Below are 15,475 nucleotides of genomic sequence, written 5' to 3' on the forward strand. Positions count from 1 at the left end.
CGCTCGCTTGAGGCGAAGTTTTTAACTTTTATTTCATTTTAAAGCTCTAGGATTTTTCATGACTGACGCTTATCAGGCTAATATTAATCAAAACAGTATTGATCAAAACAAGAATAACCAAACCAGTACCGTGACCTTACAGCAGCTACTAAACAATAAACACCAAGACAGCACTCCTGCAAGCAAGCGTTTGTCACAACAATTAACGTCCATTACTGCCCTGAGTCCAGTGATGGGCATTTCTTTTGCACAGTTACGACTAGATAGCCGGAAAATGGCCGAAAACGATGCTTTTATACTGCTAAAAAGCCAGACACCGAACTGCCAACAGAGCCGTCACTACCTACAACAAGCGGCAAACAGCGCTGCTTTTATTTTATCTGAAATAGACCCGCAAGCCCTGCTTAGCGAAGCTAACGTACCAGCCAATGCTAATATTCAGCCAAATGATAATAAATTGCCTGCTGAGCAGCAGCTATCGAATTTTCCTTGTCCCGTCGTTTATGTGCCTAATATCCGTGATTTTCTCGGTGACTTGGTGCAGCTGCGTCTGCAGTACGAGCAGCCCACAACGCTACCCACGGTAGCCGCGGTTACTGGTACCAATGGCAAAACCACGATTAGCCAATTGGTAGCCCAGTTAGCGCAATTAGCGGGCATGAGTAGCGCGGTTATGGGCACGGCAGGTAATGGTAAATTAGAGTCACTGGTGCAAGCCAGCCACACTACTGGTGATGCGCTAGCAGTGCAGCAGTTTTTGCAGCAAATGGGTGCGCAGCAAGTGGATTTGTTAGCGCTAGAGGCTAGCTCGCATGGTCTCGATCAGCAGCGTTTGCAAGGCGTACCTATTAAAGTCGCTATTTATACCAACCTGTCTCGTGATCATTTAGATTATCATGCGGATATGGATGAGTATGTCGCGGCTAAAGCCAAGCTGTTTGATAAGCAGCATTTCCCCAGTCTCACTCATGCCATTATTAATATCGATGATGCGTACGCACAAACTATGCTAGATATCGCGCAAGCGAGTGGTTTGAGCGTGTGGACTTATAGCCTAGATACTGCCAAAAAAGCCACCTTTAGTGCCGCTAGTATTCAGCCAAGCTTGCAAGGCGTGATGATAACTATGCAGAGCGAATTTGGCAATATCGACATGGTCAGTCCGCTCTTAGGGTACTTCAATGTCGCCAATCTATTGGCCGCTATTGCAGCAGCGGTGGCGCTCGGGATAGATATTGGGCGCATCGGCGAGTTGGTTCCTAAATTGCACGGCGCAGTCGGACGTATGCAGCGTGTGCCATCGAGCGAGGGCTGCTTTATCGTTGATTACGCGCATACGCCGGACGCGCTCAGTCAAGTGTTGATAAGCCTCAAAGCGCATTGTGAAGGTAAGCTGTGGGCGGTATTTGGCTGTGGCGGTGATCGTGATGCTGGCAAGCGTCCTATTATGGCGCAAGCAGGGCTGGCGGGCGCTGATCGAGTCATATTAACCGCGGATAACCCACGTAGTGAAGACCCTAATGTTATTTTGCAAGATATGCAAGCGGGCATGACGGATGAGCAATATCAGCGTACTCATATCGAGCCTGCCCGGCAAAAGGCGATAGAGTATGCAGTTGAGCAGGCAAACGCTGCTGATATCGTGGTCATCGCTGGTAAAGGTCATGAGACTTATCAGGAGATCAAAGGGGTGCGTTATGACTTTGATGACAGTGTGATCTTGCAACAGGCCCTTAATCAAGTAGGGCGTGCCTAGCTCATTAAGCTTTCTTTGAGCGCATATCAGGCGTCTAGCTAATAAGCCTCAATAGACCATTCATAAAAAGTAGTCGTTAATAATTAATATAAAAGGTATTCACTATGACAGCTGACCACCACAATACTATTCAGTCGCAAGGACTGTATGTCTGGCAAGCGGATAACTTGCTGACAGCGACAGCAGCGCTTAGTGGACATTGGCAACAAGCGCAGGCAGCGCAAGACAGTCAAGAGCTGGAGGTGACGAGCAATCGTATCACCACTGATACGCGCACCATTCAAGCAGGTGATATATTTTTAGCGCTTAGTGGCGATAATTTCGATGGTCATGATTATATCAACATTGCGGCTTCTAAAGGCGCTATCGCCGCTATCGTCTCGCGTCCTATTTCAACGAGCATTCCGCAGTTAGTGGTTGATAACACGCGTTTGGCTTTGGGTCAATTAGGCGCTTATCGCCGTCAGCAGCATTCTAATCTAACCGTTATTGCAATTACAGGCTCAAGTGGTAAGACAACTTGCAAAGAGATGCTCGGCAGTATCTTCGGTCGCCTAGCGCCGACGCTGATTACCCGCGGTAACTTGAATAATGATTTGGGCGTGCCGATGATGCTGCTTGAGCTATCCGATCATCATCGCTATGCCATCATGGAGCTTGGGGCCAATCATATCGGTGAAATCGCTTATACCACTGAAATTGTGCGTCCTGATGTGGCTTGTATTCTCAATATCGGTACCGCGCACTTAGGCGAGTTTGGTAGCCGTGAAGGTATTTGCCAGACCAAATCTGAGATTTACCACACCCTAAGCGATAACCAGTTTGCGATTGTGCCGGACAAAGACGACTTTACCAATCAGCTACGCCGCACTGCTGAGAAAAATACCGCAAAAGTAATCGGTTTTGGTAATACCGATGTCAGCGCCAGCCATCTCGATGTCGAGCCTGAGCGCAGCGAGTTTAAATTGCATATCGGCACACAGGTAAAAGATATCTGTCTACCGCTCGCCGGTGAGCATAATGTCAATAACGCCTTAGCGGCGGCAGCTTGCGCTTATGCGTTAGCTATTGATATTGAAGATATTGTCATCGGCCTAGAAAACGCCCGTCCGGCGAAAGGCCGCCTTGATAGTCAGTTATTAGGCAATCATCGCTTGATCGATGATACTTACAATGCCAATCCGCATGCCGTACGTGCCGCTGCCAAAGTACTAGCCGCGCAAACGGGTACGCAAGTGATGGTACTCGGGGACATCGGTGAGCTAGGCGACGCCGCGGTTAGCGAGCATCAAAGCTTAGGTCGTACCATTGCGGCTAGCGGTATCGATGTGCTACTTTGCGTTGGTGAATACGCTCAATACACTGTTGCCGGAGCAGAAGAGATCGGCGGTATTACTGCGCATGATTTTGAAGATAAAGACAGCTTATTACAGTATTTACAGCAGTATTTACAAGCGCAGCAAGCACATCCTTGTACTGTGCTATTCAAAGGGTCTCGTTTTATGGAAATGGAAACCCTCATCAATGCGCTAATCGAGGAGTAAGCGGTGTTAGTTTGGTTATTTGAATGGCTTAGCCAGTATTATTCTCCGTTTTCCGCGGTCTCATCCTTGACGCTGCGCGCACTATTAGCCGTCATTACTGCCTTAGGGTTTAGTCTGCTCTTGGGCGGGCGGGTGATACGTCATTTGCGTACGCTTCGATATGGACAGGCTATTCGTGATGATGGTCCGCAGTCGCATTTGGCCAAGACTGGCACGCCAACGATGGGCGGGGTGCTTATCCTCACTTCTATCGGTGTGGCAAGCTTATTATGGGCGCGCTTAGATAATCCTTATGTTTGGATTTTACTTATTGTCATGGTTATTTTTGGCGCGGTCGGTTGGGCAGATGACTGGTTGAAGATTAAATACAAAGATCCCAAAGGGCTGATTGCGCGTAAGAAGTATTTTTGGCTATCGGTCGGTGCTATCTTCGTCGGGGTCTCTTTATACTATATTGCCACTTTACAGTCTGATATCGCAACCACTCGTATGATGCAGGATCTACTGCTGCCTATATTTAAAGATTGGTACATTCCTTTTTCTGCGGTGCCTTTTGGCATTGCCTTTATTGTCTTTACGTATTTTGTGATTAATGGCGCTTCTAACGCGGTCAACTTGACCGACGGCTTAGATGGCTTAGCGATATTACCGGTAGTATTAGTCGCCGCAGGCCTTGGCGCTATGGCTTATGTCTCAGGTGACGTGCGCTTCTCAGAATACTTGCATGTACCTTATATTCCCTATAACTCTGAAGTCATTATCGTCTGCGGGGCGATGGTGGGTGCAGGACTTGGATTTTTGTGGTTTAACGCTCATCCCGCGCAAGTGTTTATGGGCGATGTTGGCGCGTTAGCACTAGGCGCGATGCTTGGTACGATCGCGGTGATGACGCGGCAAGAGATTGCCTTTGCGATTATGGGCGGCTTATTTGTCGCTGAAGCGGTATCAGTGATATTGCAGGTGGGCTCTTATAAACTACGCAAAAAACGTATCTTTCGCATGGCACCCTTGCATCATCATTTTGAAGAGATCGGCTGGAAAGAGACAAAAGTGGTGGCAAGATTTTGGATTATTGCTATTGTGCTAGTAGTGCTTGGCTTGATGACTTTAAAACTGCGTTAAATGCTAGCTTTACAAGGTTCAACACCCCTTAATAACAAAGCCAAAAAGCCACTCTAGATAATTTTAGAGTGGCTTTTTTATCGCTTATCCGTAGTAACTTTTGTTAAGATGCTAATGTCAAAATAATGAGCAAATTTAGAAGAGGTTAAGATACTTGTGTCACTATTTATATGTCCTATTTGCCAATCACCACTATTTCCAGCAGCAGACACTTGGCGCTGTGATGGTAGCTTAAACCCTAAAAATGTTTCTCATCCTTTTGATGTGGCGCGTCAAGGCTATGTCAACCTATTACCGGTCAATCAAAAAAAATCCAAATCCCCCGGCGACAGTAGCAACTCTATCCTTGCCCGGCAACGGTTTTTAGCAAACGCTCACTACCAGCCGCTGCGTGATCTAGTTTGTGCGCAAATCAACGCTTTACTATCAGCAAAGCACAGTACTGGACAAACAGACAAATCATCCGTCGATTGGTTAGATATCGGCTGCGGCGAGGGGTATTATACTGGGGCAATTGCGCAAACTAAGGGCATTAATAGCTTAATCGCCGCGGATATTAGCAAGCCTGCGGTTATAGAAGTCGCTAAGGCTAGCAAAGCGGCTAAGCGCTTATGGTTAGATATTGATAAGCAAGATGACAACAAGGAAGCTATTTATCCTATCGTCACTAGCGCCGCTCATCTACCACTGAGCGCCAATAGTTTGACTGGCATTACTAGTATTTTTAGCCCGATATTGCCGACAGCGTTTGCAGATGTCTTGCAAGAGGGTGGCTATTTAGTGATAGCTAAACCCGATATAGGACATTTGACTAGCGTGCGCGAGGCCTTATTTGATGAAGTACGTGAGCATAATTCGGATAAGTTTTTGACCGAGCTTGCGCCCCTTTTTGAAGTATTAGATACTCAGCGAATAAGTACTGAGTTGACTTTACCAGCAGCAGACTTAGCGGATTTATTAACCATGACCCCTTATGCTTATCGAGCTCAGCCAGAAAAGCGGCAAGCGCTATTGGCAAAAGCGGCAGCGGCGAGCTTTAATACGGAGGCAAAATTTGTGGTTTATGTCTTAAAAAAACGCCCGTTATAGCCTATTATAGTACGGGCCCCATTGTCGCGACAATATTATGCCAAATTCGATAATATAACGGCCAATTTTCTACCTGTTCAAGACTGACATGATCAGAATCAGTAATATACTGCTGTTGACGCTCGATAATTTGCTCAGTCAATTCTCTATCGCTGAACACTACGTTATTTTCATAGTTTAAATCAAAGCTACGCAGATCTAAGTTAGTTGAGCCGATCAAGCTGATTTCACCATCGACGGTCAAAGTCTTAGCATGTAGCAAGCCCGGCTTATACTCATAAATATTCACTCCTGCCTGTAATAGCTCCCAATAGTAGCTGCGAGAAGTGGCCGCCACGATCAAAGAATCGTTATGTCTAGGGAATATCATCGTCACCTCGACACCTCGATAGGAAGCCGCGCATAAGGCGCTAACTAAAGAGTAGTCAGGGACGAAGTAGGGAGTAGAGATCGTTAGAGTGCGCTTGGTCTGGCCAATCAAAGTGTTTAAAAACTGTGGCGTCGTGCCGCGGCGCTGAGTCGGCCCGTCAGCGAAAACTTGCGCCGCTATGCCGTATGCTGCAGCAATATTTTTAGGCTGGTGCTGCTGCTGATTTTGAGAATTGCTTTGAGCCTGATTCTTTGGTTCAACAAAATAAGGAAAGCTGTCTAACGGGGTCTCTGGGTTTTTCATTAGCCAGTCGCTAGCGAATAACATCTGGTTTTGCGCGACGATAGGCCCCTCAAAGCGCAGCATAATATCAACCCAAGGCGCAAATCGAGGCTTGACTCGAAACTCAGGATCAGCGCAGTTGCGACTACCGTTGTAGCTAATCTTACCATCGATGACAGTGATTTTTCGGTGATTACGTAAGTCGATACGGCTAAAGAGCAGCACCTTAATGATATTGCGAATGGGCAGCGCCACACTGACTTCCACGCCAGCCTCTCTCATCTCGCGCCATATTTTGGAGCGTACCATCTTACGCGAGCCCATGCCATCGACCATCGCCCGGCATCTCACCCCGCGCTTGGCTGCACGCATGAGTGCTTGCGCGGTATCTATCCCCATACCATCGATCAACCAAATATAGTAAAGCACATGGATATGATCGGTCGCCGCATCGAAATCAGCAATCATTCGCGCTTCGGTTTCAGCAGCATCCGCCATCAGCTCAGCGCTATTACCGACAGTAGTATGGAAGCCGGTAACCTCAGCAGAGTAAGCAAAAGCCGCTTGGTATTCAGGTTTGACCGCTTTTACTAAGTCGACGTCATGACCAAGAACTTCAGGATGATTATGATACAGCTCATGTTTGATGCGCTCATAGTTCTGTGTAAATTTGCGCCCCAAGTGAATCTCGCCAAATAACCAGTAAACCACAACGCCAATATAAGGCAAGACGAAGAGGATAACTATCCACGCCAATCGAGCTGGAGCGGTCAAGTCATGGCGGGCGAGCACTCGAACCGAGATCAGCAGCAGCAGTAAAAAGTGAATAGTCAGGAGAATGTCTAGAAACATAAAGCGGTCCGTTGTTATTTTTATCGTTGGTAGCGAGTCTTTTACTCTATTTCTACATAAGTATCTACACAGGTTCTACTTAGTGTCTAATTAACTTTTACATAGAATCTGTATAGCCTCCGAGCAAATAAAAGCTCGTTTCGTTTGTAGATATCCGTTGACTATACCGTATTTTATAGCGTTAGATATATCAAAACGTAAGTCAGAGTTTGCTGCTGCTTGCTAAGGCTTTATTGCGAGCGATTTGATTGCTTAATACCCTGCACTATGAGTATGATAAAGATAACTTTGGTCGTACGCAGCGCCTAGATAGACCTACCACGGCGTCTAACATAGGAGAAGGTTATGAATAATTGTCATTTATCTATGCTGTTGCTTACTAGTGTGGCCTTATCAATGTCATTGTCCGGCTGTAATAATGAGGCCCAAGATCCGAACATCGTCTATTCAGAAGAGCATCTAGATCCAATCGAAAACTTGGAGATGAGCTCAGAGGTGGATCGCAGTCAATTCACTTATAAACAAACCTTCTATGTGCCCATCTATTCGGATATCTATACTGATAAAGACAACCGTAAAGTGTTGCTCTCAGCGACTTTGAGCGTCCGTAATACCGCGCTAAAAAACTCTCTTTATATCAATAAAATTGATTATTATAGTACGGATGGCACCTTTGTAAAATCATACGTTAATAGTCCTATCGAGCTGCCAGCGATGGGCACGCTGAACTATATCGTCGAAAAAGAAGAAGATAAAGGGGGCTCTGGAGCGAATTTTATCATTGAGGTTGAAGGCATTAATGATACGCTCACGCCAGTTATTGAAGCGGTGATGGTGGGTAATTTTAGTAATAAAGGCTTTGCTTTTAGTACTCAAGGCACGCCCGTGACTCATTAGCATTTGCTTGTTTTTATCACTGAGCTTAAAAGACACTGAACTAAAAGAAGCGCAGCCGAGCTATATCGGCTGCGCTTCTATGGTTAAAGCTAAAGTGAGCCTCATTGGTTCATATGACTGTTTTGATTCATGTGGCCTTTGTTCATCATGTGGCCCTCTTGATTCATATGACCTCGTTTCATCATATGACCGCCTTGTTTCATGTGCTGCGCGCGCATTGTCGCAAGCTTCTGGCGTTGCTCTGGGGTTAATATATTCATCATGGCTTCACGGGTTTGCATGTGATCACCACGCTTGTTCTGTTTAAACGCTTGAATTTGCGCTTTTTGTTGGGCTGTCAAGTCCAGCTCAGCCATCATAGTGTTCATGCTGTTACGCATATGTTGACCGCTGTTATTATGATGTATTTGCTGCATATTGTTATGAGGCATAGTGTTACGAGCGTTCGTATTGGCACAAGCGCTAATCGCTGTTAGGCTTGATAGTGCTAGCGTGGCGCTTATCAATAGCTTTTTCATAAAAGCTTCCTATTTTTAGTAATAAATTAGTTTTAGTAAAAATTTATATTATATTCTTAAATACTCTATAAATATTGAAATTATCTACAGTGTAAAGGATATTGCCGTCACTAATGTTTAGAAGACTTTAATAAAGGTAATCAATATCCATGAATTGTATACTAATGAGCCTTTTAGTAAATCCTTGTTAGAATAAGGGTATTATGAATTGCTTATAACTAGGTGTTTTATATTCTATCGATAGCTTAAGTCACAATCTCATTATTGATGGCTTTCGCCCAACGCCGACTTTTATTATGGCAGCGATTGCAGAGCTCATGCGCCTGCGTCAGATAAGCGACATTACCGCAGTACATGCAGGCGTAGTGATAATTGGGCTCGACTTGCTGCACCGCTTGATAAGGCTTAGGAAATAGCGGCAAACCATAACGGGTATCATCGAGTGGATAGAGCACGAGACTGAAATTGCCATCGACCTCTAACAGACCAATACGCACTTGCCCTAAGTGCTCAACGCCTTGCCGGCGCATCTCAGAGAAAAACTCATCGTGCGACATCTTGCCTTCTTTGATTTTCTCTAGTACCAAGCGCCCATTTTCGACGATATAAACCGGCTTGCCCTCTAACAGATATTCAAAAGGCTGATACTTCATCATAAACCAAGTGCATAAGCGGTACAGGCCGATGACCACGCTCATAATGATCACCGCTTGGATAATGGGTAAATCCTCAGTGAACATCGGATCGCCTGCGATAGAGCCAAGCGATAGGATAATAGTCAGCTCAAAGATAGACAGCTGACGCACGCCACGCTTACCGGTGAAGCGCAAAAACACAATAATCATGATAAACATGATCGCCGCGCGCAGGGCGACCTCAAGCGCAAAACTCCAAGTGGTATCGTGAATAAAAATGCTCGCCCAATCCATTTTATAACCTTAACTTTTACTATTTGTATTTTAGGCCAATCGTTCTAAAAGCGCCTTTTTCATCTATCTCTTTCACCACCAAAGACCAGTCATTATTGATCGCCACGGTATCGCCTGAGACCGGAGCCGTTTCTAAATTCTCGATGATATACTCGGCCACGGTTTGCTGCCACATATCTACAGCAGGCGTCTCTCTTTTCGTTTTAGGTTTAGTGTTGACGGTCTCTGTTTGCATCAGTTCATCGAAAAAAGGCAGGCTGCCAAGTTTAGCGCTAGGCGATAATAGCCAGTCGCCATAAAAGTCATCCATCTCTTTATTATTGAGGCTAGTATCATTGAATATTTGCGCAATTTTGCTGGCATGTTTGCCTCTAAGCGCATACCAGACATGATCGCCTCGTTTGAGCTCAGTATTGTCATCGACCACGACCAAATACTGGCGCCGCACAAGCGCAAAAATTTTTATCTCGTTAGCATTAATATTAGTAGAGATGGTTTGCGGATGGCGACCTATCGCGAAGGCGCCGTCATTGACCTCAAACTCATAGAGCGTGATTTTGGCCCTATCAGAGACCCAAACCTCGTGCTGCTCTTTGGGCTCTTTGTTATTGGGAATACGCACCCTAAATAGATTAGCCATAATAGGAATAGTGCTGCCTTGCAAAATCAGCGATAACACCACCACGCCAAAGGCGATATCGAACAATAAGAACGCATCCTCGACCAAGGCTATGACCGGTAAAATAGCTAAGGTAATCGGCACCGCGCCGCGCAGGCCAACCCAAGAGATAAAACCAATCTCCTTATCTTTAAATTTGAAGGGTTTGACACTAGAATAGACGGCGATAGGGCGCGCAACCAAGATCATAAAGGCGGTAATCGCGACCGAATAGTACCAAACATTGAGCACGTTGGAGGGCGTGACTAATAGCCCTAAAACCACAAACAGCACCGCTTGCGATAACCAAGCAAAGCTATCCATCACCCGCAGCACATGCTCGGTGGAGCGCACTTTATTATTACCAATGATGACCCCTGCCAGATAGACTGCCAAAAACCCGCTACCACCAATAAGGTTAGTAGCGGCAAATACCGCCAGCCCCGCAGAGAGGATCAAAATAGCGTACATCCCTGCCGCTAGATTGATCTTGGGCAGTAGCTTGGATAATAGATAGCCGGCAAGCAGGCCTAATAGTAAGCCAAAACCCAACTGCTGAACGAGTAAACCCAAAAAGCCAAGCACCGTCTGACCTTTGGGATCGACGTTTAGCGCGATCAGGCCGGTGACTAACAAAATAGCAAAAGGATCGTTCGCGCCAGACTCAAGCTCCAGTGTCGCTTGCACCCGATCGTTGAGCTTGACGCCGCCATTACGAAGTAGCGAAAACACCGCCGCCGCATCGGTCGAGCCTACGATAGCCGCCATCAACATACCCACGCGCCAGTCGACATCGAGGAGCCAAGTAACGAAGAGTCCTAAAACTACTACCGTCGCAAAAACGCCCCAAGTGGCTAGGGTGACTGCCGGCTTTAGTCCGACTCGAAACGACTGAAAGGAGGTACGCAGGCCGCCATCGAGCAAAATACAAGCTAAGGCAGCTTGACCGATGAAGTTGGCAATATTGTACTGTGAAAATTCAATACCCAGCACACCTTCTTCACCCGCGAGCATTCCTACTATTAAGAACAGCAGCAGCAAAGGCACGCCTAAACGTGCCGATAAGGTGCTAGCCATAATGCTAGCAAAGATCAATAATGCCCCTACTAAATATAGGACGTTTAAAGTATCCATCTTTTTTATCCTATTTATACTGAGCGTCAAAAGGCTCGTCTGCGTCATTATTCACAACAGTAGCCTCAGCGTCAAACTTAACTTTGCTAATAATTAACAAGATCAATAATTAGCTCTGTCAATAAATAGAGTGCTGTTGACGACCTCTTTTATTTTGGAGTAAAAGAGCCTGTTTTGTGCTGAAGTAGTAGGGACAAGGCACTGGTGATAATAGTTATTTACTAAGATAATGAATGGTCTTAGTTCCGTCGATAGTTGGCTGGTTGACGGTCAGTTTGCTATCTAGTATGTCACCTTTGGCATCGATGTTATAACAGTGTGACGAGCTACCTTTATGCTTACCATTGGTCAGCTGGTTTTCAGAGGTATTTAGACAGAACCAAGCGGTATGGTTACTAGCTTGCGATAGTGTCCATGCTTGAGTGAATTGGCTCACTTGCTGACGCTTACTGCTATCGGTGTAGACCGTCTCAGTGAGTAGCTCGCTAGCAGCGCCCGTTTGCGCTCGTTTAGGCAAGGTAGCCGTTTGCGTCGCTACTGAATACTGGCCTAAATTATTGGTAAATCCGTAGAACTTCAAAGGGTTCAAGCTATAATAATTTAGATTTATCGCATTGCCTACCACTTTTCCCTCTGTCGTGGTCAGAGTCGTCATCTGCGCCGTCTGCAATTGTCTACCCTCAAAGCTCATAAAGCCCTTAGGCACAACCTTGATCTGTGACACTAAAGGTTTTGTCTCATCGACGGCATATAGAGTCTCAGTACGCTCGCGAGTATAGATATTGAGCAATGCGGTCTCAATCGGATATTGAGTGACGACGCTATCATTAGCGTTATCCATGCCATCCATCGGCGCGTTGATGGTTACACAAGCGCTTAAGCTCAGTCCTACTAGTCCTGCTAAGGCTAAGTTTTTCATCGTTCATCCTTGCTATTATTTTGCGTTGACGTTCAGCCGATATCGACCGCTGCTATCTACTATAATCGAATTTTGTAGCGCTCGCGTCTGACATTCGTTATTTATAGCGCTACAGCTATAAGACTAGCATCATCAGCGCTATAGTGATGACTGAATAGTTAATGTCTGGCTAATCTGTACAAGTTTTATTACTCTACTAGACTAAGTTTCATAAATTTCATGGTAAGTGCAATAGGTGACATATGGATGTGTTCTCTTACTGGCAAGGCTTCTACAACGATCCTTGGTTTTGGCAGTTTCCGATGGCGACGCTAGCCATCAGCATGACAGCGTTTTTGGTGGTGGCGATTCCGTGGACGATTATCGCTTGGCGTGATCCTATTGCGCTGCGTAAATATAAAATACAATCCAAGCCCTTTGAGATGCAGAAGTTCTTACTGCCGTCCATTGGCCGTATCATCATCAATAATATTATCTTAGCGGCCTTATTAGTGCTGGTTTGGCCACTCCTTAAGCTCACCGGCGTACATAATGGCGCGCTACCTGCGTGGTACATTATTATCGCGCAGCTGGTGTTCTTTGTGCTGCTCGATGACTTTTTGTACTACTGGATGCACCGCTATATGCATGAGAATAAGTGGCTACTCAAGCACATCCATAGCGTCCATCACCGGATTCATAATACTTGCGGCATCAACGGTAACTACATGCATTGGGTCGAGTACTCGCTCACCGCGACGCTCACCTTGGTCGGGCCTATCGTGCTTGGCGCGCACATTTACGTGGTCTATCTATGGGTGATACTACGGCAAATTGAAGGCGCGGATGGTCATATCGGCTATGATATCCCGTGGAATCCTGCCCATCTACTGCCAGTTTACGAAGGGCCGGTGTATCACGATTTTCATCATGCCAAATTCAAAGGCAACTACGCGGGATTTTTGCCGTATTTGGATAAATATTTAGGCAAGACTCATATTCCGGCCTATTTGAATTATCTAAAAGAAAAGAAGAAAGGTCTGACACCCGTTGAGATTGAGGAGAGTACGAAGCTGGCAAAACGACAGGCTCAGGCGCTTAAACGGCAGGCGCGGGGTTAGCTGCTATAGTCAGTTTAAAGTAAAATTGTTATGAGACTAAGTGCGCTACTGGTATAAGTTTTACTTGCGTGCTGCGTTCCTTCGATGCTGCGTAAAATTCATCCCAACAGCGCTATGTCATTTTTAAAGTGAATCGACTATATAAGCATAAGCTAAATTTCAACAGACCCTAATACATTTTCAATAAAAAAGCAGGAAGCTTACAACGATAATAATGAAAACATGGAGAGAATTATGTCAGCCACTAAAGAAGAAATCGTTGCCTTTATACACTCAGAGTTTCCGAAATCTAGATATAAGATTGAGTCAGTAGGGGATAGCAAAGCCACTTTGTCACTCGCTGTTGGTAGCGACGAGCTGCGACCTGGCGGCACCGTTTCCGGCCCGGTATTGATGAGTATTGCAGATGTCGCGATTTATATAGCGATACTGGGTGAAATCGGTATCGTACCCTTAGCGGTAACCACTAGCCTAACCATTAACTTTTTGCGCAGACCAGTAGCAGAGGCGAGCATCATTGCTGAGTGCAGCTTAATAAAAGTAGGACGCGCATTAATCGTAGGCGAAGTATCTCTCTATTCCAAAGGCTCTGAGGATATGGTGGCCCATGTGGTTGGGACTTATTCGGTGCCGCCTAAGCGTGACGAGCTAAAATGAAAAAGGCTTTGCTTGAAGAGTAGTGCAGGAATGTTTAAAAAGGCTAGAAAAAGTGCCAATCAAGGAAGCTTGATTTAACAGAAGAGAAATGGCGGTGACGGAGGGATTCGAACCCTCGATACGCTATGAACGTATACACACTTTCCAGGCGTGCGGTTTCAGCCACTCACCCACGTCACCTTTTTTAGACGGCTTAGTATAACGGATACGATTTGAATTGTCACGGTTTGCGCTTTATCTTTCTTTATTAATAAGTGCCTGCTAGGATAGCGCATTAGTGAGGACAGCAGCATCGATTATATCGACGAAGGGTACAAAATAACGTGATGAGTTTTGCAATAATAAATAGTAGGGCGATGAGTCGTGTCAAACATAGCATAACAGCCAGTGCAGGAGCGATGATAACGGTATGGCTACTCGCGATAGCGCCTGCTTATGCCGATGACTTAAGCCAGTGTAATGAGTCATTTTATGGCGGGGTTTATCCTGAATTTATCAATGATAAGCTCAGAGCTAACACCCAAGCGCTATGTATGGATGGCTTTGCGGTCATGTACTCAGGGGTGACGCGCACACCTTTATGGTCCGCAGAACATCTGACTCGAACCCGTCTCAATCAGGCCAAAACGATTGATCGTGAAGACAGCTTTCATGAAGAGAGCCGTCTGCCAGAATCTGCTAGAGCGTCATTAGACGATTATTCAGGCTCAGGCTATGATAGAGGACATCTTGCGCCCAATGCCGACATGGCCACGCGCTCGCAGCAGTACGATAGCTTTAGTCTCGCTAATATCGCGCCGCAGTCGCCGCGCAATAACCGCTACATTTGGCGCAATATCGAATCCGCTACGCGCTATCTCACGCAGCAATATGGCGAAGTTTATACCGTGACAGGAGTGGCCTTTACGGATAAAAAAACGAAGCGCTTAAATAGGCAAGTGCTCGTACCTAGTCATTTTTTTAAAGCGGTTTATATTCCAGCTCTCAATCAAGCCGGCGTCTACTACGCGCCTAATGATGAGTCCGAACGCGTTGAGGTGATTAGCCTTGATGAGCTTAGCGAACAGGTAGGGGTGGAAGTGCTCCCTGTGTTAGATAGCGCGGTAAAGCAGCAAGTTTTGGCATTGCCATTAAAAGCGGGAGAAAAGATAGATGCCCCTACTGAGCCTAGCGAAGAGCCATTATGGCTAATATTCGTTTTAGCTTTAGTGGATTGGCTGTTGACACAGCTGCAAGCGTAATTACGATAAGTCGTACGATCTAAATCATAGGCATTAACAGGCACTATAAGAATATACTGGTGGTATAGATTGCTTAATGAATATAAATGATCGTTGCTGATCACTATTTTTGATAATTGGAGTAACTTATGATCGATCCTTTTGCAAATAATCATCAAAGTATGCAAATTGGTGAATTGGTTATCGAAAATCAACAAGACAAGATTATTATCTACGGTGATTTGGATTTATACTTGACTGAAGCTGGATTTGAGCAGGCAAAGCAGCTACACGAGCTTACCAATAAGATATTAAAGCAATTTGAAAGAACTGGTCAGTACACATATATAGATGAAGTGTCAAAATCAAATGATGACTGGTCAGATGACAATATTGATAATCCGTTTTTGTAACTATTTGATATAGTT

14 protein-coding genes and 1 tRNA gene are annotated in these 15,475 nt (G+C 45.5%); 9 read left to right on the plus strand and 6 right to left on the minus strand.

Going from position 1 to position 15,475, the window contains the following annotated elements:
- The first annotated feature begins 58 nt into the window (after positions 1–58).
- The 4 genes from ACTXGJ_RS09740 to ACTXGJ_RS09755 all read left to right on the plus strand — a co-directional run bounded on the left by ACTXGJ_RS09740 (position 59) and on the right by ACTXGJ_RS09755 (position 5,511).
- Positions 59–1,756 carry a UDP-N-acetylmuramoyl-L-alanyl-D-glutamate--2,6-diaminopimelate ligase gene (locus ACTXGJ_RS09740; protein WP_443565809.1) on the plus strand — a complete coding sequence of 566 codons (1,698 nt, stop codon included), beginning with the start codon at positions 59–61 and terminating at the stop codon, positions 1,754–1,756.
- Positions 1,757–1,860: 104 nt separating this feature from the next.
- On the plus strand, positions 1,861–3,300 hold the full coding sequence (locus ACTXGJ_RS09745; RefSeq protein ID WP_439240573.1) for a UDP-N-acetylmuramoyl-tripeptide--D-alanyl-D-alanine ligase: 1,440 nt from the start codon (positions 1,861–1,863) through the stop codon (positions 3,298–3,300).
- 3 nt (positions 3,301–3,303) lie between these two features.
- Positions 3,304–4,422, plus strand: a complete 1,119-nt coding sequence (mraY, locus tag ACTXGJ_RS09750) for a phospho-N-acetylmuramoyl-pentapeptide-transferase (protein WP_443565810.1) — start codon at positions 3,304–3,306, stop codon at positions 4,420–4,422.
- Between the two features lie 150 nt (positions 4,423–4,572).
- A complete protein-coding gene (locus ACTXGJ_RS09755) occupies positions 4,573–5,511 on the plus strand; it encodes a putative RNA methyltransferase (protein ID WP_443565841.1) in 939 nt (312 codons plus the stop codon).
- 4 nt (positions 5,512–5,515) lie between these two features.
- Here ACTXGJ_RS09755 and cls read toward each other — a convergent pair whose 3' ends face one another.
- Positions 5,516–7,015: a cardiolipin synthase gene (gene cls, locus ACTXGJ_RS09760; protein WP_439240568.1), complete on the minus strand. Its 1,500-nt coding sequence runs from the start codon at positions 7,013–7,015 to the stop codon at positions 5,516–5,518.
- Between the two features lie 345 nt (positions 7,016–7,360).
- Between cls and ACTXGJ_RS09765 the strand changes: the two genes are divergently transcribed.
- Positions 7,361–7,912, plus strand: a complete 552-nt coding sequence (locus ACTXGJ_RS09765) for a DUF3124 domain-containing protein (RefSeq protein WP_439240566.1) — start codon at positions 7,361–7,363, stop codon at positions 7,910–7,912.
- A gap of 101 nt (positions 7,913–8,013) precedes the next feature.
- Here ACTXGJ_RS09765 and ACTXGJ_RS09770 read toward each other — a convergent pair whose 3' ends face one another.
- The 4 genes from ACTXGJ_RS09770 to ACTXGJ_RS09785 form a co-directional block, all read right to left on the minus strand.
- Positions 8,014–8,430, minus strand: a complete 417-nt coding sequence (locus ACTXGJ_RS09770; RefSeq protein WP_443565812.1) for a hypothetical protein — start codon at positions 8,428–8,430, stop codon at positions 8,014–8,016.
- A 245-nt stretch (positions 8,431–8,675) separates the two neighbouring features.
- Entirely contained in the window at positions 8,676–9,359 is a 684-nt protein-coding gene (locus ACTXGJ_RS09775) for a DUF421 domain-containing protein (RefSeq protein ID WP_439240562.1), read from the minus strand.
- A 19-nt stretch (positions 9,360–9,378) separates the two neighbouring features.
- Positions 9,379–11,151, minus strand: coding sequence for a potassium/proton antiporter (locus ACTXGJ_RS09780; RefSeq protein ID WP_443565814.1), 1,773 nt, complete (start codon positions 11,149–11,151; stop codon positions 9,379–9,381).
- Between the two features lie 214 nt (positions 11,152–11,365).
- Positions 11,366–12,070: a hypothetical protein gene (locus ACTXGJ_RS09785; protein ID WP_443565815.1), complete on the minus strand. Its 705-nt coding sequence runs from the start codon at positions 12,068–12,070 to the stop codon at positions 11,366–11,368.
- Positions 12,071–12,312: 242 nt separating this feature from the next.
- On the opposite strand from ACTXGJ_RS09785, the gene ACTXGJ_RS09790 reads away from it, so the two are divergent.
- Together ACTXGJ_RS09790 and ACTXGJ_RS09795 are read left to right on the plus strand one after the other, a co-directional pair.
- Positions 12,313–13,170: a sterol desaturase family protein gene (locus ACTXGJ_RS09790; RefSeq protein ID WP_439240556.1), complete on the plus strand. Its 858-nt coding sequence runs from the start codon at positions 12,313–12,315 to the stop codon at positions 13,168–13,170.
- 234 nt (positions 13,171–13,404) lie between these two features.
- Positions 13,405–13,827: a PaaI family thioesterase gene (locus ACTXGJ_RS09795; protein WP_439240554.1), complete on the plus strand. Its 423-nt coding sequence runs from the start codon at positions 13,405–13,407 to the stop codon at positions 13,825–13,827.
- An 89-nt stretch (positions 13,828–13,916) separates the two neighbouring features.
- Here the strand turns inward: ACTXGJ_RS09795 and ACTXGJ_RS09800 are convergent.
- Positions 13,917–14,007 (minus strand) — tRNA-Ser (locus tag ACTXGJ_RS09800).
- A 176-nt stretch (positions 14,008–14,183) separates the two neighbouring features.
- On the opposite strand from ACTXGJ_RS09800, the gene ACTXGJ_RS09805 reads away from it, so the two are divergent.
- Both ACTXGJ_RS09805 and ACTXGJ_RS09810 read left to right on the plus strand, forming a co-directional pair.
- On the plus strand, positions 14,184–15,068 hold the full coding sequence (locus ACTXGJ_RS09805; protein ID WP_439240551.1) for a DNA/RNA non-specific endonuclease: 885 nt from the start codon (positions 14,184–14,186) through the stop codon (positions 15,066–15,068).
- A 128-nt stretch (positions 15,069–15,196) separates the two neighbouring features.
- Complete coding sequence (locus ACTXGJ_RS09810; RefSeq protein ID WP_439240549.1) at positions 15,197–15,460, plus strand: hypothetical protein; 264 nt, start codon at positions 15,197–15,199, stop codon at positions 15,458–15,460.
- Positions 15,461–15,475 lie beyond the last annotated feature (15 nt).

This window comes from Psychrobacter sp. 1Y11 (assembly GCF_052259045.1).
Taxonomy (GTDB): domain Bacteria; phylum Pseudomonadota; class Gammaproteobacteria; order Pseudomonadales; family Moraxellaceae; genus Psychrobacter.

Coding starts and splice junctions, on each gene's coding strand:
- ACTXGJ_RS09740 (WP_443565809.1), top strand. CDS start 59: ATGACTGACGCTTATCAGGCTAATATTAATCAAAACAGTATTGATCAA.
- ACTXGJ_RS09745 (WP_439240573.1), top strand. CDS start 1,861: ATGACAGCTGACCACCACAATACTATTCAGTCGCAAGGACTGTATGTC.
- cls (WP_439240568.1), bottom strand. CDS start 7,015: ATGTTTCTAGACATTCTCCTGACTATTCACTTTTTACTGCTGCTGCTG.
- ACTXGJ_RS09765 (WP_439240566.1), top strand. CDS start 7,361: ATGAATAATTGTCATTTATCTATGCTGTTGCTTACTAGTGTGGCCTTA.
- ACTXGJ_RS09770 (WP_443565812.1), bottom strand. CDS start 8,430: ATGAAAAAGCTATTGATAAGCGCCACGCTAGCACTATCAAGCCTAACA.
- ACTXGJ_RS09775 (WP_439240562.1), bottom strand. CDS start 9,359: ATGGATTGGGCGAGCATTTTTATTCACGATACCACTTGGAGTTTTGCG.
- ACTXGJ_RS09780 (WP_443565814.1), bottom strand. CDS start 11,151: ATGGATACTTTAAACGTCCTATATTTAGTAGGGGCATTATTGATCTTT.
- ACTXGJ_RS09785 (WP_443565815.1), bottom strand. CDS start 12,070: ATGAAAAACTTAGCCTTAGCAGGACTAGTAGGACTGAGCTTAAGCGCT.
- ACTXGJ_RS09790 (WP_439240556.1), top strand. CDS start 12,313: ATGGATGTGTTCTCTTACTGGCAAGGCTTCTACAACGATCCTTGGTTT.
- ACTXGJ_RS09795 (WP_439240554.1), top strand. CDS start 13,405: ATGTCAGCCACTAAAGAAGAAATCGTTGCCTTTATACACTCAGAGTTT.
- ACTXGJ_RS09805 (WP_439240551.1), top strand. CDS start 14,184: ATGAGTCGTGTCAAACATAGCATAACAGCCAGTGCAGGAGCGATGATA.
- ACTXGJ_RS09810 (WP_439240549.1), top strand. CDS start 15,197: ATGATCGATCCTTTTGCAAATAATCATCAAAGTATGCAAATTGGTGAA.